The sequence below is a fragment of the Schaalia suimastitidis DSM 15538 genome (assembly GCF_000429105.1).
GTDB classification, from domain to species: Bacteria; Actinomycetota; Actinomycetes; order Actinomycetales; family Actinomycetaceae; genus Pauljensenia; species Pauljensenia suimastitidis.
The window spans coordinates 295,280-314,679 of the sequence record NZ_KE386848.1 but is presented as its reverse complement, the minus strand read 5'-3'; the positions used below and the strand labels follow the sequence as shown (position 1 = coordinate 314,679).

General features: G+C 54.7%; 20 protein-coding genes. All 20 read right to left on the bottom strand.

The genetic code is table 11. The features are described from left to right. Position 1 precedes the first annotated feature (1 nt). Positions 2-1,285, bottom strand: a complete 1,284-nt coding sequence (locus G438_RS0108285) for a glutamate-5-semialdehyde dehydrogenase (RefSeq protein ID WP_026460924.1) — start codon at positions 1,283-1,285, stop codon at positions 2-4. Positions 1,286-1,399: 114 nt separating this feature from the next. Beyond that, a complete protein-coding gene (locus tag G438_RS0108280; RefSeq protein WP_131245862.1) occupies positions 1,400-2,170 on the bottom strand; it encodes a hypothetical protein in 771 nt (256 codons plus the stop codon). A gap of 15 nt (positions 2,171-2,185) precedes the next feature. Next, complete coding sequence (locus G438_RS0108275; protein WP_131245860.1) at positions 2,186-2,944, bottom strand: hypothetical protein; 759 nt, start codon at positions 2,942-2,944, stop codon at positions 2,186-2,188. A 15-nt stretch (positions 2,945-2,959) separates the two neighbouring features. Then, a complete protein-coding gene (locus G438_RS0108270; RefSeq protein WP_131245858.1) occupies positions 2,960-3,718 on the bottom strand; it encodes a hypothetical protein in 759 nt (252 codons plus the stop codon). 15 nt (positions 3,719-3,733) lie between these two features. After that, complete coding sequence (locus G438_RS0108265; RefSeq protein WP_026460920.1) at positions 3,734-4,492, bottom strand: G protein-coupled receptor family protein; 759 nt, start codon at positions 4,490-4,492, stop codon at positions 3,734-3,736. Continuing rightward, entirely contained in the window at positions 4,473-5,702 is a 1,230-nt protein-coding gene (locus tag G438_RS0108260; protein WP_026460919.1) for a hypothetical protein, read from the bottom strand. Before G438_RS0108260 ends, G438_RS0108265 begins: the two co-directional genes overlap by 20 nt. After that, positions 5,699-5,992 (bottom strand): hypothetical protein, encoded by a 294-nt coding sequence (locus G438_RS0108255; RefSeq protein ID WP_026460918.1) that lies wholly within the window; start codon positions 5,990-5,992, stop codon positions 5,699-5,701. Before G438_RS0108255 ends, G438_RS0108260 begins: the two co-directional genes overlap by 4 nt. After that, positions 5,989-6,312, bottom strand: coding sequence for an SAV_915 family protein (locus G438_RS0108250; RefSeq protein WP_240471043.1), 324 nt, complete (start codon positions 6,310-6,312; stop codon positions 5,989-5,991). The genes G438_RS0108255 and G438_RS0108250 overlap by 4 nt, the downstream gene beginning before the upstream one ends. A gap of 32 nt (positions 6,313-6,344) precedes the next feature. After that, complete coding sequence (gene proB, locus G438_RS0108245) at positions 6,345-7,448, bottom strand: glutamate 5-kinase (RefSeq protein WP_034285708.1); 1,104 nt, start codon at positions 7,446-7,448, stop codon at positions 6,345-6,347. Further along, positions 7,448-8,971, bottom strand: a complete 1,524-nt coding sequence (gene obgE / locus G438_RS0108240) for a GTPase ObgE (protein ID WP_026460915.1) — start codon at positions 8,969-8,971, stop codon at positions 7,448-7,450. Before obgE ends, proB begins: the two co-directional genes overlap by 1 nt. A gap of 89 nt (positions 8,972-9,060) precedes the next feature. Continuing rightward, a complete protein-coding gene (rpmA, locus tag G438_RS0108235; protein ID WP_026460914.1) occupies positions 9,061-9,321 on the bottom strand; it encodes a 50S ribosomal protein L27 in 261 nt (86 codons plus the stop codon). A gap of 35 nt (positions 9,322-9,356) precedes the next feature. Beyond that, complete coding sequence (gene rplU, locus G438_RS0108230; RefSeq protein WP_026460913.1) at positions 9,357-9,677, bottom strand: 50S ribosomal protein L21; 321 nt, start codon at positions 9,675-9,677, stop codon at positions 9,357-9,359. Between the two features lie 185 nt (positions 9,678-9,862). Further along, positions 9,863-10,477 (bottom strand): TlpA family protein disulfide reductase, encoded by a 615-nt coding sequence (locus G438_RS11480; RefSeq protein WP_051259430.1) that lies wholly within the window; start codon positions 10,475-10,477, stop codon positions 9,863-9,865. Continuing rightward, positions 10,470-11,375 (bottom strand): c-type cytochrome biogenesis protein CcsB, encoded by a 906-nt coding sequence (gene ccsB, locus G438_RS0108220; protein ID WP_026460912.1) that lies wholly within the window; start codon positions 11,373-11,375, stop codon positions 10,470-10,472. Before ccsB ends, G438_RS11480 begins: the two co-directional genes overlap by 8 nt. After that, entirely contained in the window at positions 11,365-12,846 is a 1,482-nt protein-coding gene (locus G438_RS11475) for a cytochrome c biogenesis ResB family protein (protein ID WP_051259429.1), read from the bottom strand. Before G438_RS11475 ends, ccsB begins: the two co-directional genes overlap by 11 nt. A gap of 51 nt (positions 12,847-12,897) precedes the next feature. Beyond that, a complete protein-coding gene (locus G438_RS11470; protein WP_051259428.1) occupies positions 12,898-13,683 on the bottom strand; it encodes a cytochrome c biogenesis CcdA family protein in 786 nt (261 codons plus the stop codon). Further along, complete coding sequence (locus G438_RS12085; RefSeq protein ID WP_051259427.1) at positions 13,683-14,564, bottom strand: tetratricopeptide repeat protein; 882 nt, start codon at positions 14,562-14,564, stop codon at positions 13,683-13,685. Before G438_RS12085 ends, G438_RS11470 begins: the two co-directional genes overlap by 1 nt. Continuing rightward, a complete protein-coding gene (locus tag G438_RS0108200) occupies positions 14,554-16,011 on the bottom strand; it encodes an ammonia-forming cytochrome c nitrite reductase subunit c552 (protein ID WP_026460911.1) in 1,458 nt (485 codons plus the stop codon). The genes G438_RS12085 and G438_RS0108200 overlap by 11 nt, the downstream gene beginning before the upstream one ends. Positions 16,012-16,035: 24 nt before the next feature. Next, positions 16,036-16,518 (bottom strand): cytochrome c nitrite reductase small subunit, encoded by a 483-nt coding sequence (nrfH, locus tag G438_RS0108195; RefSeq protein ID WP_026460910.1) that lies wholly within the window; start codon positions 16,516-16,518, stop codon positions 16,036-16,038. Positions 16,519-16,740: 222 nt separating this feature from the next. Continuing rightward, positions 16,741-19,233, bottom strand: coding sequence for an Rne/Rng family ribonuclease (locus tag G438_RS0108190; protein ID WP_034285707.1), 2,493 nt, complete (start codon positions 19,231-19,233; stop codon positions 16,741-16,743). Between the last annotated feature and the right edge of the window lie 167 nt (positions 19,234-19,400).

The window sequence follows — 19,400 nt, the reverse complement described above, 5'->3', positions numbered from 1 at the left end:
CTTAGGGCCGAACCGTTCCTTCACCCTCGATAATCCACGTCGTGGTGGTTAACTCTTCAAGACCCATTGGGCCGCGCGCGTGGAGTTTCTGCGTGGAAATACCGATCTCTGCGCCCAAGCCCAGTTGACCGCCGTCAGTAAAGCGCGTTGAGGCATTAATCGCGACAGCCGCCGAATCCAATTCAGTGCGGAATCTCCGTGCTGAGGTCAGCGACGCGGTGCAAATGGCTTCAGTGTGTCCTGACGAGTAATGGCGAATATGTTCAATGGCGTCGTCAATACTGTCGACAACTTTCACGGCCAGATCCATTGACAGGTATTCTTTCGCCCAGTCGTCTTCAGTTGCCGCGGTCACCATATCAGCGTCAATACCTGAAACAGTGTCGACGATGGTCATCGTGCGTTCACAACCGTGAATCGTCACCCCTGCCGTGGTGAGGCGTGTGAGTGCTGAGGCAAGGAATCTTTCTGCCTCATCTGCGTGTACCAACAGGGTTTCTGCTGCATTACACACACCTACACGTTGCGTTTTTGCGTTCATGACGATGTTTTCGGCTGCTGTTAGGTCGGCACCTGAATCGACGTACACGTGGCAATTACCGGTCCCTGTTTCAATCACCGGCACTTTTGATTCTTCAACGACGGTATTGATTAAGCCTGCACCACCGCGTGGAATGAGAACGTCGATCTGGCCGCGGGCTGTCATCATTGCTCGCGCACCGGCTCGACCCCAAGGATCAACTGTGGCAATCAGGTCCCGCGGTAAGCCCACTGATGTCAACGCATCACGCATCACGTCAATAATGATGCGGTTGGACGCTTCGGCGGCGCTGCCGCCTCGCAGGATTACAGCATTACCTGATTTGAGCGCGAGGGAGGCTGCGTCAATCGTCACATTGGGGCGAGCTTCGTAGATCATGCCGACGACCCCCATGGGGACTGCGACCTGAGTGACACGTAGGCCACCTTCTGTGTTTAGTCCGCGTACGACGCGACCGACGGGGTCGGGTAGCGCGGCTACCTCGCGCACTGCCGAGGCGATGGCGCGCAGCCGCGTGTAGTCAAGAGCGAGGCGGTCAAGGAGGCCGTCGTTCATGCCGTCAGCACGGCCTCGTTCCAAGTCAAGGGCATTGGCGGCGATAATTTCGTCGGCGCGCTCAAGAACGGCAACAGCAATCGCTTCGAGGGCGTCGTTTTTCTGTTTCGTGGTGGCCGTTGCCAGGTGACGCGCAGCGCGGCGCGCAGCCGACGTGATGTCTGAAATATCAGCCGCTAAGGTATCCATGTCCCCATCTTCGCACAGCGGCACCAGTTACTGCAGGTGACGTTCTCCATGGGAAATATCTGCTTGTGCACATGGCGTTATCCCCATCAGCAAGGCAACGTTATTGGCCGCCTATCATTGTGTGCCGTTGCGTCCTGCTGGTGTGATTGCACAAAGACGGCACAACTGCTGTAGACCATCAGAAGACGCAATACGCGCACGCTCATGCGGATGCAACACATAAAACTCCAGAATGTCACGCAACTCCACACGCTTAAGCGGCAACATGATCAACGAAACCCTCTGACGCACACCCCCAACATCCTCAAACACCCCCATACCACCACGACCAATCCCCACAAACCGAGGCGAATCCTCCCAGCACATATCACACACCGAACCATCAGCACCATGTATAACAAAACGATCCGCACTCAACACCACACGCGCACGAAAGCGGAAAAGACGCTGAGAACGCATGGCGTATAGGAAAGACACAGAGAAAAAGACATATAAAGTTGCTACCCCAAAAGCACCTTCAGTCCGCCAATTCCACAATGCCAAGACCCCACACACAGCCATAGCAACCACCAATACAAACACCACCACCCATGCCACAATCGACACTATCGGCGCACGCGCCTCAACCCTGTCCCCGACCAAATACCACACCAATAACGGACGACACCGAGCAGCGATCGACATAAGCACAATCAGCACACCGGTCAATATAAAGGCCAGCGGAACGTAAAACGCCGAGGAAAGTACAATAATAAACAGCCCGCCGATGGTGCATAATCCAAAGAGCAAGACTACAGTTTTCGCCCAACCAGCAAGCATCCCGTCAACCTCGGCACAGTCACGCAAAACCTCAGCAACCGAATCCTCACCGCGTTGCATATTCACTCACCTCGGAGTAACTCAGCGTCCTGCTGGTGTGATTGCACAAAGGCGGCACAACTGCTGTAGACCCTCAGAAGACGCAATACGTGCACGCTCATGTGGATGCGACGCATAAAACTCCACAATGTCACGCAACTCCACACGCTTAAGCGGCAACGTACTCAGTGAAACCCGCTGACGCAGACCCTCAGCATCCTCGAAGACCCCCATACCAGCACGATCAATCCCCACAAGCCGAGGCGAATCCTCCCAGCGCATATCACACATCACCCCACCAGCGTCCACCACAACAAAACGATCCGCAGTCAACACCACACGCGCACGACACAAGGAAATACGCACGGACCGCATACGGTACAAGATATACAAAGAGAGACCGAGGAAAAGAGCCGCAATCCTATAGGCACCTTCAGTCCGCCAATTCCAGAGCGCCAACGCCCCACACACACCTATACCAACCTGCATAACAAACATGGTAACCAATGCCACAATCGACACTATCGGTGCACGCGCCTCAACCCTGTCTCCGACCAAATACCACACCAATAACGGACGACACCGATTAGCGATGGTCATTGATGCAATCTGTACTCCTAACAGAATGTAGGCCAGCGGAACATAAAACGACGAGGTAGCCACAATAAAAAACAACCCACCACCAGCAAATAACACAAAAAGCGTCGCCGCCGACTTCACCCAACCAGCAAACTCCCGGTCAACTTCAGCGCAGTCACGCAAAACTTCATCAACCGAATCATCACCACGTTGCATATTCATTCACCTCGGAGTAACTCAGCGTCCTGCTGGTGTGATGACGCAAAGACGGCACAACTGCTGTAGACCATCCGAAGAAGCAATACGTGCACGCTCATGTGGATGCGACGCATAAAACTCCACAATGTCACGCAACTCCACACGCTTAAGCGGCAGTGAACCTAACGCCACCCGCTGACGCAGACCCCCCGCATCCTCAAACACCCCCATACCAGCACGATCAATCCCCACGAGTCGAGGCGAATCCTCCCAGCGCATATCACACACCGACCCATCAGCACCATGCACAACAAAACGATCCGCAGTCAACACCACACGCGCACGACGCAAGGAAATAGGCTGAGAACGCAAAAGATACAACGCATACACAGAGAGACCAAGGAAAAGAGCCGCAATCCTATAGGCACCTTCAGTCCGCCAATTCCAGAGCGCCAACACCCCACACACACCCATACCAACCTGCATAACAAACACGGCCACTAATGCCACAATCGACACTATCGGTGCACGCGCCTCAACCCTATCCCCCACCAAATACCACACCAATAACGGACGACACTGAGCAGCAACATATATTGATGCAATCTGTACCCCTAACAGAATAGAGACCAGCGGAATATAAAACGACGAGGTAGCCACAATAAAAAACAACCCACCACCAGCAAATAACACAAAAGCCTTCGCAATAGTCTTCACCCCCTTAGCAAACTCCCGGTCAACTTCAGCGCAGTCACGCAAAACCTCATCAACCGAATCATCACCACGTTGCATATTCATTCACCTCGGAGTAACTCAGCGTCCTGCTGGTGTGATGGCGCAAAGACGGCACAACTGCTGTAGACCATCAGAAGACGCAATACGCGCACGCTCATGCGGATGAGACGCATAAAACTCCACAATGTCACGCAACTCCACACGCTTAAGCGGCAGTGAAACTAACGCCACCCGCTGACGCACACCCCCCGCATCCTCAAACACCCCCATACCAACACGATCAATCCCCACAAGCCGAGGCGAATCCTCCCAGCGCATATCACACACCGACCCATCAGCACCATGCACAACAAAACGATCCGCAGTCAACACCACACGCGCACGACGCAAGGAAATACGCACGGACCTCATACGGTACAACGCATACACAGAGAGACCAAGGAAAAGAGCCGCAATCCTATAGGCACCTTCAGTCCGCCAATTCCAGAGCGCCAACACCCCACACACACCCATACCAACCTGCATAATGTACACAGCCACCGATGCAATAATCGACACAATTGGTGTCCGCGTCTCGGCCGTGTCCCCCACCAAATACCACACCAATAACGGACGACACTGAACAGCAACATATATTGATGCAATCTGCACTCCGAACAGGACAAAGGCCAGCGGAATATAAAACGCTGAGGTAGCCACCATAAAAAACAATCCACCACCTATGAAGAACACAAAAGCCTTCGCAATAGTCTTCACCCCCTTAGCAAGCATCTCGTCAACTTCAGCGCAGTCACGCACAACCTCATCAACCAAATCATCACCGCGTTGCATTGCCATCACCGAATATCTCCTTATAGGCGCTACCGTGGCCGGGCGTGAGGCCTTCGTATGAAGCGGTCGTACTGAGGTCAGCCATTGCACGACCCACATCATAAAAACCTCGGTCAATGGCACGGCGTACCCTTAGCGGCACATACTCTTCGTAGGCCCACCGCACAGCGAAGGCAATACCTGCACCGACGAATACCAGTACAACGGGCGGAAATGCCACACTCACTATTGCCGCAGCTCCGGCAGCACCCCCACCGAGCACGAAAGAAGCAATACCGGAAGTAATGCTTGCAACTGCAGGTACGGCGGCTGCGGCCGCAGCCATACCTGCTGTACCGGAAAGCACCGCGCCTGACGGCGAATCGCCCGCAGCAATATCAGCACCAATGAAACCAATGGTTATCGCGATACCCGCGCCTTTTATCCACTTTGACATTGCGAGCGCATCGTCAGCATTTGATAAGAAACGCCCAGGCACCCTTAGTCGCTGAGCCAAATGCGGCGGCATACCCTTTTCCATCGCCGCCTTGATCGCCGCCTCAGCACCTGCGTGCAATTCTGCAGCGCGCACTGCGAAAAGATTCTCACCTAAGGAAGTGGCAAAGTCTGCTGTAATATCCCGCAGTGTGCTAGTTAAATCCAATTCGTAGGCACGCTCTTGCATTGGCACCAGATACTGTTCAACCCACCATTCGTAGCTGGATCGCGTGTGCGCAGCATCTGCGGCAAGCTCTTCATACAACCGCTGACGTTGAGCAGCCGCTTCAGCCGCCGCGAGCAGTCCGTGATGGGCCGCTCGTTCAGCTACTGTGGCGTATGGCGAAAGGGCGGGCACATCCACTGGCGGCGCAGGCTGTTCAATCACAAATCCCTTCACCACCAGGCCGCCGTCGACAGCACGCGCGCGATACTCTGACATACGGCGCTGTTGCCAATACAATTCGTCACCAAAGGTCCCAATGATATCGGCTGCATCACTGGTGGTATCAGCATAGTCGCTGATCGCCTTCAGTAATTTTTCTGCGAACGACCGATAAGCGTCGCCAGCGAGTCCTTCCCACCCCAGTTCACTACCAGCACGAGCAGAACTCAACCACATGTGGGCAGAGTTGGCAGATTTCCCCAATGCCGTCAGCCAACGAGCCACGTCATCAACTGTTGCAGCATCACCAGCAATCTCGGTATCAATACCATGGACGTGGGGCACGATATTCACGGCAGGCTCCCCCGCATCTGTGAAGCAGCGTCAGCGATAGTACTATCCACCTGAGCGAAATCCTCGACTGTCTGATCAATAGCGTCAGCCGCCCCCTGCGACCATCGTGCAATGTCACCCAAACCTGCTGCAACGGTCGCTGTCGTCAACAGTATGTATGCCGTACCAATGCCACCATCAACAAAGGTCGGCATTTGGTTGGCGTGCTCTTGTATTTCGGTTGCCACATCACGATGCCGCCGTGCCATGATGCCCAGCACTTCCTGATCGACAAATAAGGAATCACTCATTGCTGCTCACCTCCCACATAAGGACGTTGAGCTTCTGGTGGAATTACCATGTCAAAGTAAATAACATCGAAAGGACAAGCCTCCATAAGTTCCCCCAGACGATCAGTGGGATAGAGCACCCACGGCTGGTGTGGTCCGCAACATCGCGAAAGCCGATCCAACGCCGTATAGGCAAGAAGTGCAGTGCGACCATCTTGAGTGGTCCGCAGCTCCACTTCTGCTCCATATTTCGTTGAGGCACCCGTAGATGGAAGATACACCACAGGTGGGATCATGACTTCGCCGTCAATCCCGACCGGTGCGGCAGCGCCATCGCCCATAGATACTCCTTCCACCGAACGCAGCAACCATATCAGGTGAGCAGCGCCAAATCGTCACGGTGAATCAACGGACGCGGGTTATCCCAACCGCGTGCAACTAATTCTTCACTGGGGACACCAGCGATCTGGGCGGCGGTATCAGAGTCATAGGAGGTGATACCGCGCCCCACTAAACCACAATCAGAGACGATATCAACCACATCACCTGAAGCGAAGTGCCCTTTCACTCCAACGACACCAGCGGCGAGCAAGGATTTCTTCCCCACCGTCAACGCGCGGACAGCACCGGCATCAACCAGAATTTCTCCCTGCGAATGTGCGGCATGTGCAATCCACAGCGCCCGAGAGGTCGGACGCTGGGCATGGGGTTCAAACCATGTACCCACGCGCCGACCAGCAAGGACATCAGCGAGGGCATCTGCGGACGTGAGCACCACGCCAATACCAGCCGCAGTTGCCATTGAGGCGGCCTGCACTTTGGTGGCCATACCACCCGAGCCAACCTTTGAGCCTGCTCCGGTCACCAATAGCCCTTCAAGATCGTCAGCATGGGTCACACGCTCAACAAGCCGCGCGCCCGGCTGGCTTGGAGGTGCCGTGTAAAGGCCATCAACGTCAGTAAGTAACACCAGAACATCGGCAGCAATAAGCTGGGCGACATGTGCTGCCAGGCGGTCGTTGTCACCGAAACGGACCTCGCGTGTTGTCACCGCATCATTTTCGTTAATAATCGGCACAACCTTATAGGCCAGAAGGCGTTCAATAGCGCTACGCGCATTCGTGTAATGTTCACGTCGCATAATGTCACGCGTTGTCAACAGCACCTGAGCAACATGTCGATGGTGAGCTTGGAAGGCTGAGGACCAGTGTGCCACTAACAGACCCTGCCCCATGGCTGCTGCGGCCTGCACATTCGCTAAGTCCCGAGGACGCCGTTCAAGGCCAAGCGGCCCAAGGCCAGCAGCAACCGCACCCGACGAAACGACAACGATTTCACGGCCTGAACGCTGCCATTTCGCGGCAAGTCGTGCGACTACGTCAATACGATTGAGATCAAGGCCGCCATCTTGCCTGGTCAGTGAGGATGATCCAATTTTGACAACGATGCGACGTGCTTTCGCCAGCGCAGTATTCATCAGCGTGTGCTTTCATCTGGGTCGGTCCATTTGCCCGCCATACGTTCAGTCCACAATTCTTCGCGCGCAGCAGCTTTGGCGTCCATTGACTCGTGGTAGCGTTCTTTGCGTTCCTTGCGGGTTGCACGAGGATTCGCGTCAATACGCAAGTCCGTGCCGCGGCTACCCAGGAGTTCAGGTCCAGTTGACAGTGTTGGTTCCCAGTCAAAGACCACACCGTTATGCAGCTCGCCAATGATGACGGTGTCACCGGCCACTGCCCCGGCTTTCATTAGCAGGTCTTCAACACCGGCAGCAGCCAGACGGTCAGCAAGGTAGCCCACCGCCTCGTCATTTGTGAAATCAGTTTGCCGCACCCAACGTTCTGGTTTCTGCCCGCGCACTTGGTAGACGGTTTCAGCACCAACCTTAGCTTCTTTGACGGTGATCGTATCCTTTGCGCCAACAGCTGAGGGGCGGATGATCTTGCGGGCCTTCACCTGCGGCAACGCAGCCCGTTGCTCATCGACGAGGCGCGCCAACGTATAGGACAGGGAGGAAAGCCCCTCATGGGAAACTGCGGAGACTTCATGGACGGGCCATCCAAAGGCTTCAAGTTCACTGCGCATGATCTCGGCAAGGTCACGCCCATCCGGGATGTCAATTTTGTTAAGAACAATGACGCGGGGACGCTGCATCAGAGGGACATATCCTTCAACAGCGCCAAGGTCACCCTCGTATGCGCTAAGTTCAGCTTCGATAGTCTTCAGATCAGACACCGGGTCACGATCATGTTCAAAAGTGGCCGTGTCCAACACATGCACGATCACCGCACAACGCTCGATATGTCGCAAAAAGTCCAGACCAAGGCCCTTGCCTTGAGACGCGCCTGGGATAAGTCCCGGAACGTCAGCGATCGTGTAACGGCTGTCCCCTGCTTGGACAACCCCCAGGTTAGGAATAAGGGTCGTGAATGGATAATCGGCAATCTTTGGGCGGGCAGCTGACATTGCTGCAATAAGTGACGATTTACCTGCCGACGGGTAGCCCACAAGAGCAACATCGGCAACAGATTTCAGTTCAAGGACCACGTCACGTTCTTCGCCCGGTTCGCCAAGCAACGCAAAACCAGGCGCTTTACGGGCCTTTGACGCCAAAGCGGCATTGCCGAGGCCGCCTCGTCCACCCTCAGCAACCACGTACTGTGTACCCGCGCCGGTGAGGTCCGCAAGGAGTTCGCCCGAGGAGCTTTTCACGACAGTGCCCTCTGGTACAGGCAGGATAATATCCGCACCATTCTTCCCTTGGCGGAAATCTCCCATACCTGGCGTACCGTTTTGGGCACGTTGGTGCGGGTTGCGGTGGAAGCTCAACAGGGTGGTGACATTGGGGTCTACCTCAAGGATGACGGACCCGCCATTGCCTCCATCGCCACCGTCTGGCCCACCCAGTGGCTTGAATTTTTCGCGTTTGACCGAAGCAACACCATGTCCGCCGTTTCCGCCTGCGGCATGGATGGTCACGCGATCAACGAAGGATGCCATATTTACTCCTGAGCGTGTGGGCCATAGTTGAACTCTATATGGCAAAGGGACGTCCGGCTACGCCGGACGCCCCTTTGAATCGACCGGTTTCAGGCGGAAACCGGTTCCACGATGTTGACAACCTTACGGTTGCGGCGCATGCCGAACTCTACTGCGCCTGCACGCAGAGCAAAAAGCGTGTCGTCCTTGCCGCGACCCACACCCTCACCGGGGTGGAAATGGGTTCCGCGTTGACGGACGATAATTTCGCCTGCCTTGACTACCTGGCCGCCGAAACGCTTCACACCAAGGCGTTGAGCGTTGGAGTCGCGACCGTTACGGGAGGAACCGAGGCCCTTCTTATGTGCCATCAGTGCACCTACTTTCTAGTAAAAACGTAAAGTTGTCAGGCGATCTCAGTGATCTTGATGACCGACATCTTCTGACGGTGACCCTGGCGCTTACGGTAGCCGGTCTTATTCTTGTACTTGATGATCGAGATCTTCGGACCCTTAGCGGAATCCACAACCTCAGCCTTGACGGTGACCTTCTTCAGCTTGTCGCCATCAACGGTGATAGTGTCACCGTCGACCAGCATCAGCGGCTGGAGTTCGATGCTGGAACCGATTTCCTCGGCCAGCTTGTCGACGACGACGACGTCACCGACGGACACCTTTTCCTGTCGGCCGCCGGCCTTGACGATCGCGTAGACCACGTTGAAGCTCATCTCTTTTGGTATGCGGGACGGAATCGCGACACGTCACACTGCGACATATCGACACGTGATTCCGTTGGCGCTCGGTGCGCCGACGATCAAATCTAGCCCAAAGCCCACCCGAGAAGCAAGCTGAGGCACACTTTTAGCGCATATTTCGACTGTGCGATTCCACACCTGGGCATCGCCTAGTCAAATTATTGCTGCGCAAGCAGCGCACCTATTTTCTCATCCATCTGAGAACGCGACAATGCGCCAATCCAGCTGTCGACGACAATGCCAGTTGGGTCGATAAATACATGATGCGGAATACCAGCAACACCGTAGGCGGCAGCAGCCTCACTATTGGCGTCAACGACCTGCGTATAACTCAAACCGAGGGTCTGACTCCACTGACGCACAGTATCCTCGCGATCATTGACATAAAAGGCAACAATATTGAGATCGACACTATGCGCCTCGTAGATTGCCTGAATATCAGGGGCCTCAATCCGGCAGTCGGTACACCATGTCGCGTTGAAAATAATCCACGTTGCTTTGCCGTCAAAGCTCTGACTCGTTACCTCATTGCCGTCCAGGTCACGGGCCGTAAATGTCGGCGCAGGGTCACCAACGACAACGCCACTACCTGCACCGTCGCCAGCCTCGACTGACGAAATGCCTTCCGAGGAACTGCGCCACCATTTCCCTAGCCATATCGCACCTAGGACTAACGCAACAACACCAATGAGGACAGCAACGTTACGAGGCCAGACCTTTTGCGGCGTTGCGGTACTGTGTGACTGCTCTCTCGCACCAGAATCGTTATCCATAGGAGTGGAGCCCCCCAAAGAAATGGTTGCCGAAGTAGGCGAATAGAACCGAGGCGAAGGCAATTATCAATAGCCATGAGCTGCGAGTACCTTGCCATCCTCGGGTGACTCTTGCGTGAAGATAGGCGCCATAAAACAGCCACGTCACCAGTGCTGCCGTTTCCTTCGGATCCCACCCCCAATAGCGTCCCCACGCAGTATTTGCCCAAACGGCACCCAGGACAATCATCATGGTGAGCAACGGGAAGGTCACCATCGCCGCCTTATATCCAACATCGTCAAGGACATCACGAGAGGGAAGTATCTTCACTTTCTTCACATAGGGGTGCAGGAGGTGCAATACGGCTGCTGCAAAACTCACGCATGCGGCCCCATATGCTGCCACAGCGAATGCGACGTGCAGGGTCAGCATCAAATTATTTTTCAGAGCGGGCACCAACGGTTTAATTGCCATATCAAGGCTGTTGGCATACACCAACATGCCAATAACCACTGGGAGAACGCCAAGAGATAGCGCGCGGATGCGATATCTCCACTCTGCGAAAAGATAGGCCATGAGGATGCCAGCAGCGAAAGACACCGCAAATTCGTGTTGATTAGCAAATGGGCCATGACCGGTAAGCCAAGCACGCATGGCCAGATACGTTAAAAGGATTAGCGCAGCCAACGCAGTGAAACCGGTGCCAAAAAAGGCAAGACCACTGGGAAGTTTCTCGCCGCGCACAGTAGCAACTTTCGCTGCTGCCTGTGAAGTGCCGCCTTGCGTGTTACCTGCTGCGCGGGGCGTGCGACGACCTGCCACGACCACAAAATCACACACGAGAGCTACCACGGCGGCAACCAAAGCGATGGTCAGCATGAGCTGGCCCAGTTGAGGCATTTGCACACTAGTGATCATCGTTTTCCTCCTGCTCGGTACCATGTGGCGTGGAGTCGCCAGGCAGTTCAGTTTCTATACGTGCAACGAGGTTCTTAAATGCCCTCTCAAAGCTGAGGTCGAGACGGGATACGGCACCTAATCGCACCTCTTGGCGCTGTGGATTCCCAGCCTCGTCAATCCGAATCCATGCGCGACGATATTGGAAGGCAAAAGTGATTGTCATGCCGATAATGAGCAAAGCTGAAGCAATCCACATAAGTACTGCCCCAGGGTCATGGCGCAATGTGAACGCCGTGTATTCCCGTTCGCGCACGAACGTGAAGGTGTAGTCACCAACGCTCACCGATGCACCTTGGGAGGCTTGACCGCGCGCAACGGCACCTGAGGACTCGTCTGCATGTATTTCAAATAGCGCGACACCTGGAGGAATAGTTGAATCCATCTGCCCCGAGGCCGCGGTAGCAACCACGACAATGGTGCCATCTGATAGATCGACGCGCCCATATACGTCACGGCCATCTTCACTTGTCCACGCTTGGGCCACTGCACCTTCGAAGAGGATCTGGGAGGCGCCTTTAGTGGCAACTATGTCAACGGCATGTCCGAAACTTGCCTGGTGCAGGCGATACTTGCCTACAGTCATTGGCGAATTCACACGGATTTCTTGTCGGTCTATTTCCTCGCCGCCCCGCAGAATCGACACATCCGACACGTAATCAAGGGGCTGCCCTTCGGGAGTGTACGTATCTGTAAAAGAATGGGCGTAGACCGCCAAACCGGTGTCGTGACCGATGTCAACACTGCTACCTACAGGCACGATAACTTCCTCGTCGACACCGTAGGTTGATGAAATGACGAATGCGCCAAGTATGAGGACGAAAGCTGTGTGCGCCAAAACGGTTCCAATGCCACTCCAAGCGTGTTGGTCAACGTAGAGCCCACGCTCGCTGTCCTTATCACTGGGCAATACACGCCATTGCGCAGCGCGTGCAGTGGATTCAACGATACGTCGCGTCTGCTCAAGGGACGCACTAGTTTCGATGGTGGCACGATATCGCGCTTTGTCGAAGAAACGAGGCGCCACGTGGGTTCGCGGATGATACTGACGTTCAACAAGTTCAGGGATGCGGTGGGTTGTGCAGGCAATAATCGATAACGCCAAGGCCGCAACTACGACATAGAAGGCAATCGACGTGAAGATGTGGAAGGCGCCAAGCGTGTCGAGGATAGGCACCCATCCACCGTAGATGGGACGGAGTCGGGCCAGGAATTGTTCACGCGCCACTTCGGAGTCCCGCACCGCAATACTCATCTGCGGAAGTAGCGAACCAACGAGGGCCATGACGGCGAAGAGGAGAATGATGCACAGACCAAAGGTTTTGGAATATAGCAGGCGATAGATCCATAGGAAGAGTTCAGTGACACGCACATGTCCCTCGGGCACAACCCCGTCCGGAGTCTCAACCTGCGCCCCTAATTCATGACTCATATCACCCTCCTTATACGTATTGTGCCTTTAACGAGCGATAAATGTGATCGTTTATGCATTCCAATTCACTGCCGATAGTGGCGCCAACAAATTAGCGAGCATCAGCACCCCCATCAGCAGCATCAAGATATTGGCACCGATCTGAATGGTGCGTTGCCAGCCCTTGAGCGCTCGCAGATACTTCGTCACCGTGTCGACACCAAGTGCCAACACAACGATGGGTAACCCCATTCCTAGACAGAACACGAGCATAAGGGTGAAGCCTTGCCACATTGTTGACGTTGATAGAGCCAGGGCTATGATCGCGGCAAGGATAGGGCCAATGCACGGCGACCACCCGAAAGCGAAGGCACAGCCCATAACGAATGAGCGCATACACGAGGCGTTTGCCTGAGTCCCAATAGAAAAACGCAGAGTGCGGTTAAGTGCCGACAGCCTGATCCACCCTAAACCGTGGACTGCAAAAAGTATCAACAATATTCCACCGACAATACGTAGTATTTCGCTCAATCGCCCCATGCCAGTACCCAATAACGCCGCAACGGCCCACATTGCGATAAATGATGCGGTGAATGCTGCAACGAATAGCGCTGCATGAAGCACCGCATACGTACCCTTACTGCTCACATTTGTATTGGCATTTCGATGAGGGGCGACGCGTTTGGCACGGATAAAGCCTTGTGCAGGTAACGCGGCGACAGTTGCGAGGGACGGCGATACCGTCTGAGACTGTCCCGCTAGATAGGCAAGGAGGGCAGGCAATAGCGGAAGAAAGCAGGGCGAGGCGAAGGCTGCTATTCCAGCGAAGAATGCGAGAGGAATGGTAACGGCATCCATTACTCACCCACAGTGGAGGAATTTTCCGTTGTCTCAAGTTGACTCATGTGCTCGGCAACTGTTTGTGCCTCCGCAGATTCAGGTGCGAGCTCAATGACCTTTTGCCACGCCTGTACGGCGGCAGCTTCGTCAGGCGTTTCACTCATCATGTAGGTGAACCCAAGAAAGTACCAGGCTTTGTACTGTTCTGGGTCAATATCGGTCACAGCCTTCCACTGCTCTTGGGCACCCATCACATCGCCGGTGTCGTAGAGGAGCGCTCCCAGTTCCAAACGTGCGTCAGTATCGTTCGGGCTGCGTTCAACCTGGTTGTGCAGTTGGGCGAGCCGTTCAGCAATCGCCGAGGCGCTATTTTGCTGGGTCATGCTCGCAGTCTCAGCACTTTGCTGTTGGTTTGAGATTCCTGCCAGCCATATTGCTGCAATCATGCCACAGGCAACGGCAGCAAATAACGCGAATTTCAGTACTGCACTCAGTTGTGCCTTCTCGACAGGCGCGTGGCGACGTGCCTTCATGCGACGGGTCGCGCGGGCAGCTATGAGGTCCTCCTCGCCTTCCATATCGTTATAGAAGTCGTCGGATTCATCGTCGTCGCCACGCGCTGCTTTACTAGGTGTCTCATCACCATTCCCAGCACCGTCCTGGGTCAGGTCGTCACCAGACCCAGGACCGCCTCGTTCACCCTCAGCATCTTCACCCAGTCGAGGCGCGTGTCCATCGCCTGCCTGCATACCGTGCTCGTCCCCCTCGCTCAATTGCTGATGCCCGACCGCCTCTTCATTCTGTGTGAGCAGAATGAGAAGGTGGGCACGCTCATCCGCGCTTAGGCCAGCGACAAACTCGGACAGTGAATCGTGACTGGTGGGCTGCTTATTGGGCATCGGCGCTCTCAGCGTGGCTCGCATTTGCCACACTCACCTCTGAGGCAGCAAGCTCCTGGGCGGATACACCCTTGAGGGCAAGCTGCCCCATGCGCGCCGCATCAAGCCCCTGGTTAAGGATCCGTTGGGTGTAGTCGGGGGCGTGGAAGCCGTAGGAGTTTTCCGAGTACACGTAGTCAATGTAGAAACTGGCTTTACGCTGATAACTTTGAGCCAGCGTAATGTGCTCGGCACTGACGCCATCGGCCTGAGCTTTTTCAATATCGCGGATCAACCCAACGAGCGCATCGAAGGCACGGTCCCTGGAGTTAATGAAACCATCTTGAATATTTGCCACTCGTGCTTCCAGTACGCCGTCACCTGTCTTATGACAGGTTCCACATGAGGCGTTGACATTGGCCAAAGGCGTAGTGATCTGGTGGTTGGTGACTTTAGCTGCACCCTCACGCTGATAATTCATGTGGCAGTCGGCGCAGGTAACACCGTTGGCAGCATGTACGCCGTTACTCCAGATTTCAAACTCGGGATGTTGAGCTTTCAGCATCGTTGCCCCAGTGGTCTTATGGGTCCAATCGACGTGACCAATATTTTCATAGTAGGCATACTCATCATCAATATCGAGGCCCTCATCCCAGGGGAAGGTCAAGACCTTGTCTTCACCTTGGAAGTAATACTCCACGTGGCATTGTGCGCACACATAGGCACGCATTTCCTGCTGTGTAGCATCGGTGTTGACATCGTAGTTTTCAATGCCCTCCAACGCTTTTACAGCTGCGATGCCACGTTCGAAGGCGGGCCGGGTCACACGCAGTGCCATCGTTTGCGGATCATGACAGTCGATACATGCCACTGGATGCGCATTGTCACCCGATAGCAGATCCGTGAGTCCAACTGTGCCCATCTTAAGGAATCCTGCATCACGGTCACCATTACCCAACGCATCGTAGAGTTCGGGGGCAGAAACATGGCAGTTCGCGCAGGTTCCCGGCTGTTTGAACTGGGTATTACGCAGCGTATAGAGCTGATCGATCGCCATGTATTCGTGGCCGCGGGCATGCCGGTAATCCACTGCAAACGGATAGCCCGCCCACATATCTACGAGGCGGGGGTCCTCTTCAAGTTTCGAGGACGGTACCTGGGTACGTGGATCCCCTTCCACGCTGTGGTCAACGAGGACACCACCATGGTCCGACTGCACGAATTCACTGGTTCGCTTATATGACTCATATTGCGTGGGGAAATTTTGTCCCCACACCGCAGGGTCATAGGTGCTTTCGGTTAGCTCAACGACCTTCGTGAAGGTAGTCGAACCTTCATGCTGGCGCTGCATGATATTCATCAAAAGCGCAGTGACGAGGAAGGTGACAATTGCAACGATGACGACGAGTAGCGCCAAGAACAGTGGCCTCGTCATCAATCCTCGTGTGGTGGATTGTTTCGTGTCCATTTCTGTTGCTCCTTGTGTTGTGGCCTACTCGTGACCGATGTTGTGGTGACAACGCACGCAATCAAAGACTTCGGTGTCACTGCTAGAAACGGGGTGTCGTATGTCGTCGGTGACATCGGCATGGCAGTACAGGCATGCTTCGTTAGTGATATCAACAGATATTTGCCGCGCCACAATATTTTCGGGGTAGTCACCAGTGGTGAATTTCAGGCCGTGCCAGAATCCGTTTTCTGCTTTGACGTAGTACTTGCTGACGAGGCTGTCGTGTGGCAAATGACAATCAGAACATACCGCGCTATGACGGTGAGGACCGGCCTTCCATCCGTCATACTGCTCTTCCATGATGTGGCAATTAATGCAGACGTTGGGATCGCTGGATAGGTAGGAATAACCTTTAGCAAAGACGAAGGTGTAAATAACCAGGCCACTAGCGACGCCCACAACGAAGGCAAGAAGGACAGCGAGAAGTGTCGTGGAGGCACTTCGATCCTTCACGTGTCGCTTCATCGGAACACCTTCCTTGATGGGACTGCAGTTTAATGACAGAACGTCAGGCTGTTGCATTGCCAAATATTCTAGTAACCTTGCCCACTTTTTGGAAGATTGCCGCAAAAAAGAATGTGCCAGATTACGCCATTTTTTAGATAATGCATTGGGGGTTGGGACCTACATCCCAACCCCCAATGCATTAACGGACATCAACAAAAATGCGCCAGATTGTATGCACGGCTACTCCCCCGTCGACACTACACCCGTAGACACTGCACGACGCCGCTTACGTGTCTTTGGGGCATCCTGTGAACGTTCAGGCAGAACAATTTCGTCAAGGGATGTTGCGCCTCGAGGTGACGCCTGGTCCTGCACAACAGGTGGCAAAACGATGGACTCTGCCCTACTGCTACGGTCCTGTGGTTCTGCGGACTGCAGCGATGCCGCACGTCGCCGTTTCTTGGGAGCCGGACTTGCCTGAGCACTTTCTTCAAAAGGCCTCGGCCCTCCCTTGTCGACCGCGGCCGTTTCCTCCTGGGGCGTCGGCTCCGGTAAAGCACTCTCCACGCTCGGCTCATTCGATTCGGAGGTGGCAACACGACGAGCGCGCTTCCGTTTCACAGGTGCTTCTTGCCCCAGCTTGACGCGAGCCGTCTTCTGCTTTTGAGGACCAGAGGGTGCTACGGCTACTGGATTTAGCGACACCGAATCTTTTGCTCGTGTCTCATCAATATCGGCTGTCGCCACGGCATCATCTGGTTGCCCTGCGGCATCACTCAACTCAGCTGTATCGTCCTTGGACGATGTCTCCTCCCTGTGGGTACTTGCCGCCGCTATCGCACTTAATGCTTCACGGGCACGTTCGCGTTCAGGTCCGTCTTCGATACGCCGAGGTTCGGGCGCATTTTTCTTCTTCTTTTTATTGGGCGTACCTTCAGACTCCACTGGGTGATGATGCACAATGAAGCCGCGACCTTCGCAGGTTTGGCATGTAGTGGAGAAGGCTTCGACCAAGCCTTCTCCAACTCGTTTGCGGGTCATTTGTACCAGGCCAAGTGAGGTGATCTCAGTGACTTGGTGTCGGGTACGGTCACGGCCCAAGCACTCCACTAGGCGTCGCAGTACAAGGTCACGGTTGCTTTCAAGAACCATATCAACGAAGTCGATAATGACGATGCCGCCAATATCGCGCAAGCGGAGCTGACGAACTATTTCTTCGGCAGCCTCAAGATTATTTTTCGTCACGGTTTCTTCAAGGGTGCCACCGGCCCCAATGAATTTACCGGTGTTGACGTCAACCACCGTCATTGCTTCGGTTCGATCAATAACGAGGGTACCGCCACTGGGAAGCCACACCTTACGGTCCATGCCTTTGGCAAGCTGTTCGTCAATACGGTGTGCCGCGAAGACATCTTCATTTGACACCCAGTGCTGCACACGTTCAGACAACTCGGGTGATAGTTCCTCTACGTAGTCTCTCACCGTGTGATACGTCTCTTTGCCCTGAATAAGAAGAGCTGAAAAATCCTCGTTGAAGATATCGCGCACAACACGAACAGCAAGTTCTGGTTCACCACGTAATAGAACCGGTGCAGCCTTGTTCTTCTGTTGCTTTTCTTCAATCTCGACCCATTGTTTACTCAAACGCTCAACGTCTTGGGCGATCTGTTCCTCGCTGGCTCCTTCGGCTGCGGTTCGTACAATCACGCCCGCCCCCTGAGGGACAACTTCTTTAAGGATCCGCTTCAGCCGGGTTCGTTCTTTATCCGGAAGCTTACGGGAAATACCCATCATTGAGCCGCCAGGAATCAACACCAAGTAGCGTCCTGCAAGCGTAATTTGGCTGGTGAGTCGCGCCCCCTTGTGGCCTATTGGATCTTTAGTGACCTGCACCAAAACGGCGTCACCACTTTGTAAGGCAGACTCGATGCGGCGTGGGCGACCTTCAAGACCGACAGCATCCCAATTGACTTCACCTGCGTAAAGCACCGCGTTACGGCCACGACCGATATCAACGAAGGCAGCTTCCATTGATGGCAGAACGTTTTGTACACGGCCAAGGTAAATATTGCCCACCATTGAGGTCTGGGTGCGGCGAGCAACATAATGTTCCACAAGAAGGTCATCTTCGAGAATGGCAATCTGGTCCAGTCCATCTTGATGACGGATCACCATCACGCGGTTAACGGATTCACGGCGCGCGAGGAACTCTGACTCGGTCAAGCCGTGGCGGCGACGTCCTTCTTTGCGTCCATCACGACGGCGTTGTTTCTTGGCCTCGAGGCGGGTTGAGCCTTTGAGGGCGGTCACCTGGTCGTTAAGGTCGCCACTATCGTCCTCATCCGTGACCACAGAACGGGTGCGCCTACGCCGACGACGACGGCTTGTCCCATCCGAATCCTCGTTGGTGTCCTCCGAGTCAACCTCAACAGTGACCGGCTCAACGTCTTCAGGTACTGCAGGCTCTTCAGGCGTTTCGTCAACCACCTTGCGGCTACGTCGTGCACGTTTGGACGAGGTAGCGTCTTCTTCTGCAGTCTTCGTCGTGCGCCGTTTCTTGGTTTTTGGTGGCACATCCTCAGCACCGTCAACACTTGGCTCAGCGGTGGTAGCCTCGGACTTGGCTTTGCGACGAGGCTTTGCTGGCGCCTCGTCAATACTGGGGGCAACAAATACCGGTGCTTGGAAGGCAGGGGCCTGGAAAAGTAGTGATGCGGCCGGAGTTTCCGGCATATGTGAGTCTGTAGACACGGTGCTCCAATTATGTAGATGATGCGGTTCATGCCACCGCCCATCCAGTGCTCGCCCCGCGAGGGGACGGAAATCCTGTGGGTCCGAGGATGCTCGGAGGGTCCGCTGCTACCGCGACATACGTCCGGTTGGTAACCCATTGTCACGAA

What these genes read in the sequence shown, in the direction of transcription:
- G438_RS0108285 (WP_026460924.1), bottom strand. Translation starts at nt 1,285, where the DNA reads ATGGATACCTTAGCGGCTGATATTTCAGACATCACGTCGGCTGCGCGC.
- G438_RS11470 (WP_051259428.1), bottom strand. Translation starts at nt 13,683, where the DNA reads ATGGATGCCGTTACCATTCCTCTCGCATTCTTCGCTGGAATAGCAGCC.
- rpmA (WP_026460914.1), bottom strand. Translation starts at nt 9,321, where the DNA reads ATGGCACATAAGAAGGGCCTCGGTTCCTCCCGTAACGGTCGCGACTCC.
- ccsB (WP_026460912.1), bottom strand. Translation starts at nt 11,375, where the DNA reads ATGATCACTAGTGTGCAAATGCCTCAACTGGGCCAGCTCATGCTGACC.
- G438_RS12085 (WP_051259427.1), bottom strand. Translation starts at nt 14,564, where the DNA reads ATGCCCAATAAGCAGCCCACCAGTCACGATTCACTGTCCGAGTTTGTC.
- nrfH (WP_026460910.1), bottom strand. Translation starts at nt 16,518, where the DNA reads ATGAAGCGACACGTGAAGGATCGAAGTGCCTCCACGACACTTCTCGCT.
- G438_RS0108250 (WP_240471043.1), bottom strand. Translation starts at nt 6,312, where the DNA reads ATGGGCGATGGCGCTGCCGCACCGGTCGGGATTGACGGCGAAGTCATG.
- G438_RS0108200 (WP_026460911.1), bottom strand. Translation starts at nt 16,011, where the DNA reads ATGGACACGAAACAATCCACCACACGAGGATTGATGACGAGGCCACTG.
- rplU (WP_026460913.1), bottom strand. Translation starts at nt 9,677, where the DNA reads ATGAGCTTCAACGTGGTCTACGCGATCGTCAAGGCCGGCGGCCGACAG.
- G438_RS0108255 (WP_026460918.1), bottom strand. Translation starts at nt 5,992, where the DNA reads ATGAGTGATTCCTTATTTGTCGATCAGGAAGTGCTGGGCATCATGGCA.
- proB (WP_034285708.1), bottom strand. Translation starts at nt 7,448, where the DNA reads ATGAATACTGCGCTGGCGAAAGCACGTCGCATCGTTGTCAAAATTGGA.
- G438_RS11475 (WP_051259429.1), bottom strand. Translation starts at nt 12,846, where the DNA reads ATGAGTCATGAATTAGGGGCGCAGGTTGAGACTCCGGACGGGGTTGTG.
- G438_RS0108190 (WP_034285707.1), bottom strand. Translation starts at nt 19,233, where the DNA reads ATGCCGGAAACTCCGGCCGCATCACTACTTTTCCAGGCCCCTGCCTTC.
- G438_RS11480 (WP_051259430.1), bottom strand. Translation starts at nt 10,477, where the DNA reads ATGGATAACGATTCTGGTGCGAGAGAGCAGTCACACAGTACCGCAACG.
- G438_RS0108265 (WP_026460920.1), bottom strand. Translation starts at nt 4,492, where the DNA reads ATGGCAATGCAACGCGGTGATGATTTGGTTGATGAGGTTGTGCGTGAC.
- obgE (WP_026460915.1), bottom strand. Translation starts at nt 8,971, where the DNA reads ATGGCATCCTTCGTTGATCGCGTGACCATCCATGCCGCAGGCGGAAAC.
- G438_RS0108275 (WP_131245860.1), bottom strand. Translation starts at nt 2,944, where the DNA reads ATGAATATGCAACGTGGTGATGATTCGGTTGATGAAGTTTTGCGTGAC.
- G438_RS0108270 (WP_131245858.1), bottom strand. Translation starts at nt 3,718, where the DNA reads ATGAATATGCAACGTGGTGATGATTCGGTTGATGAGGTTTTGCGTGAC.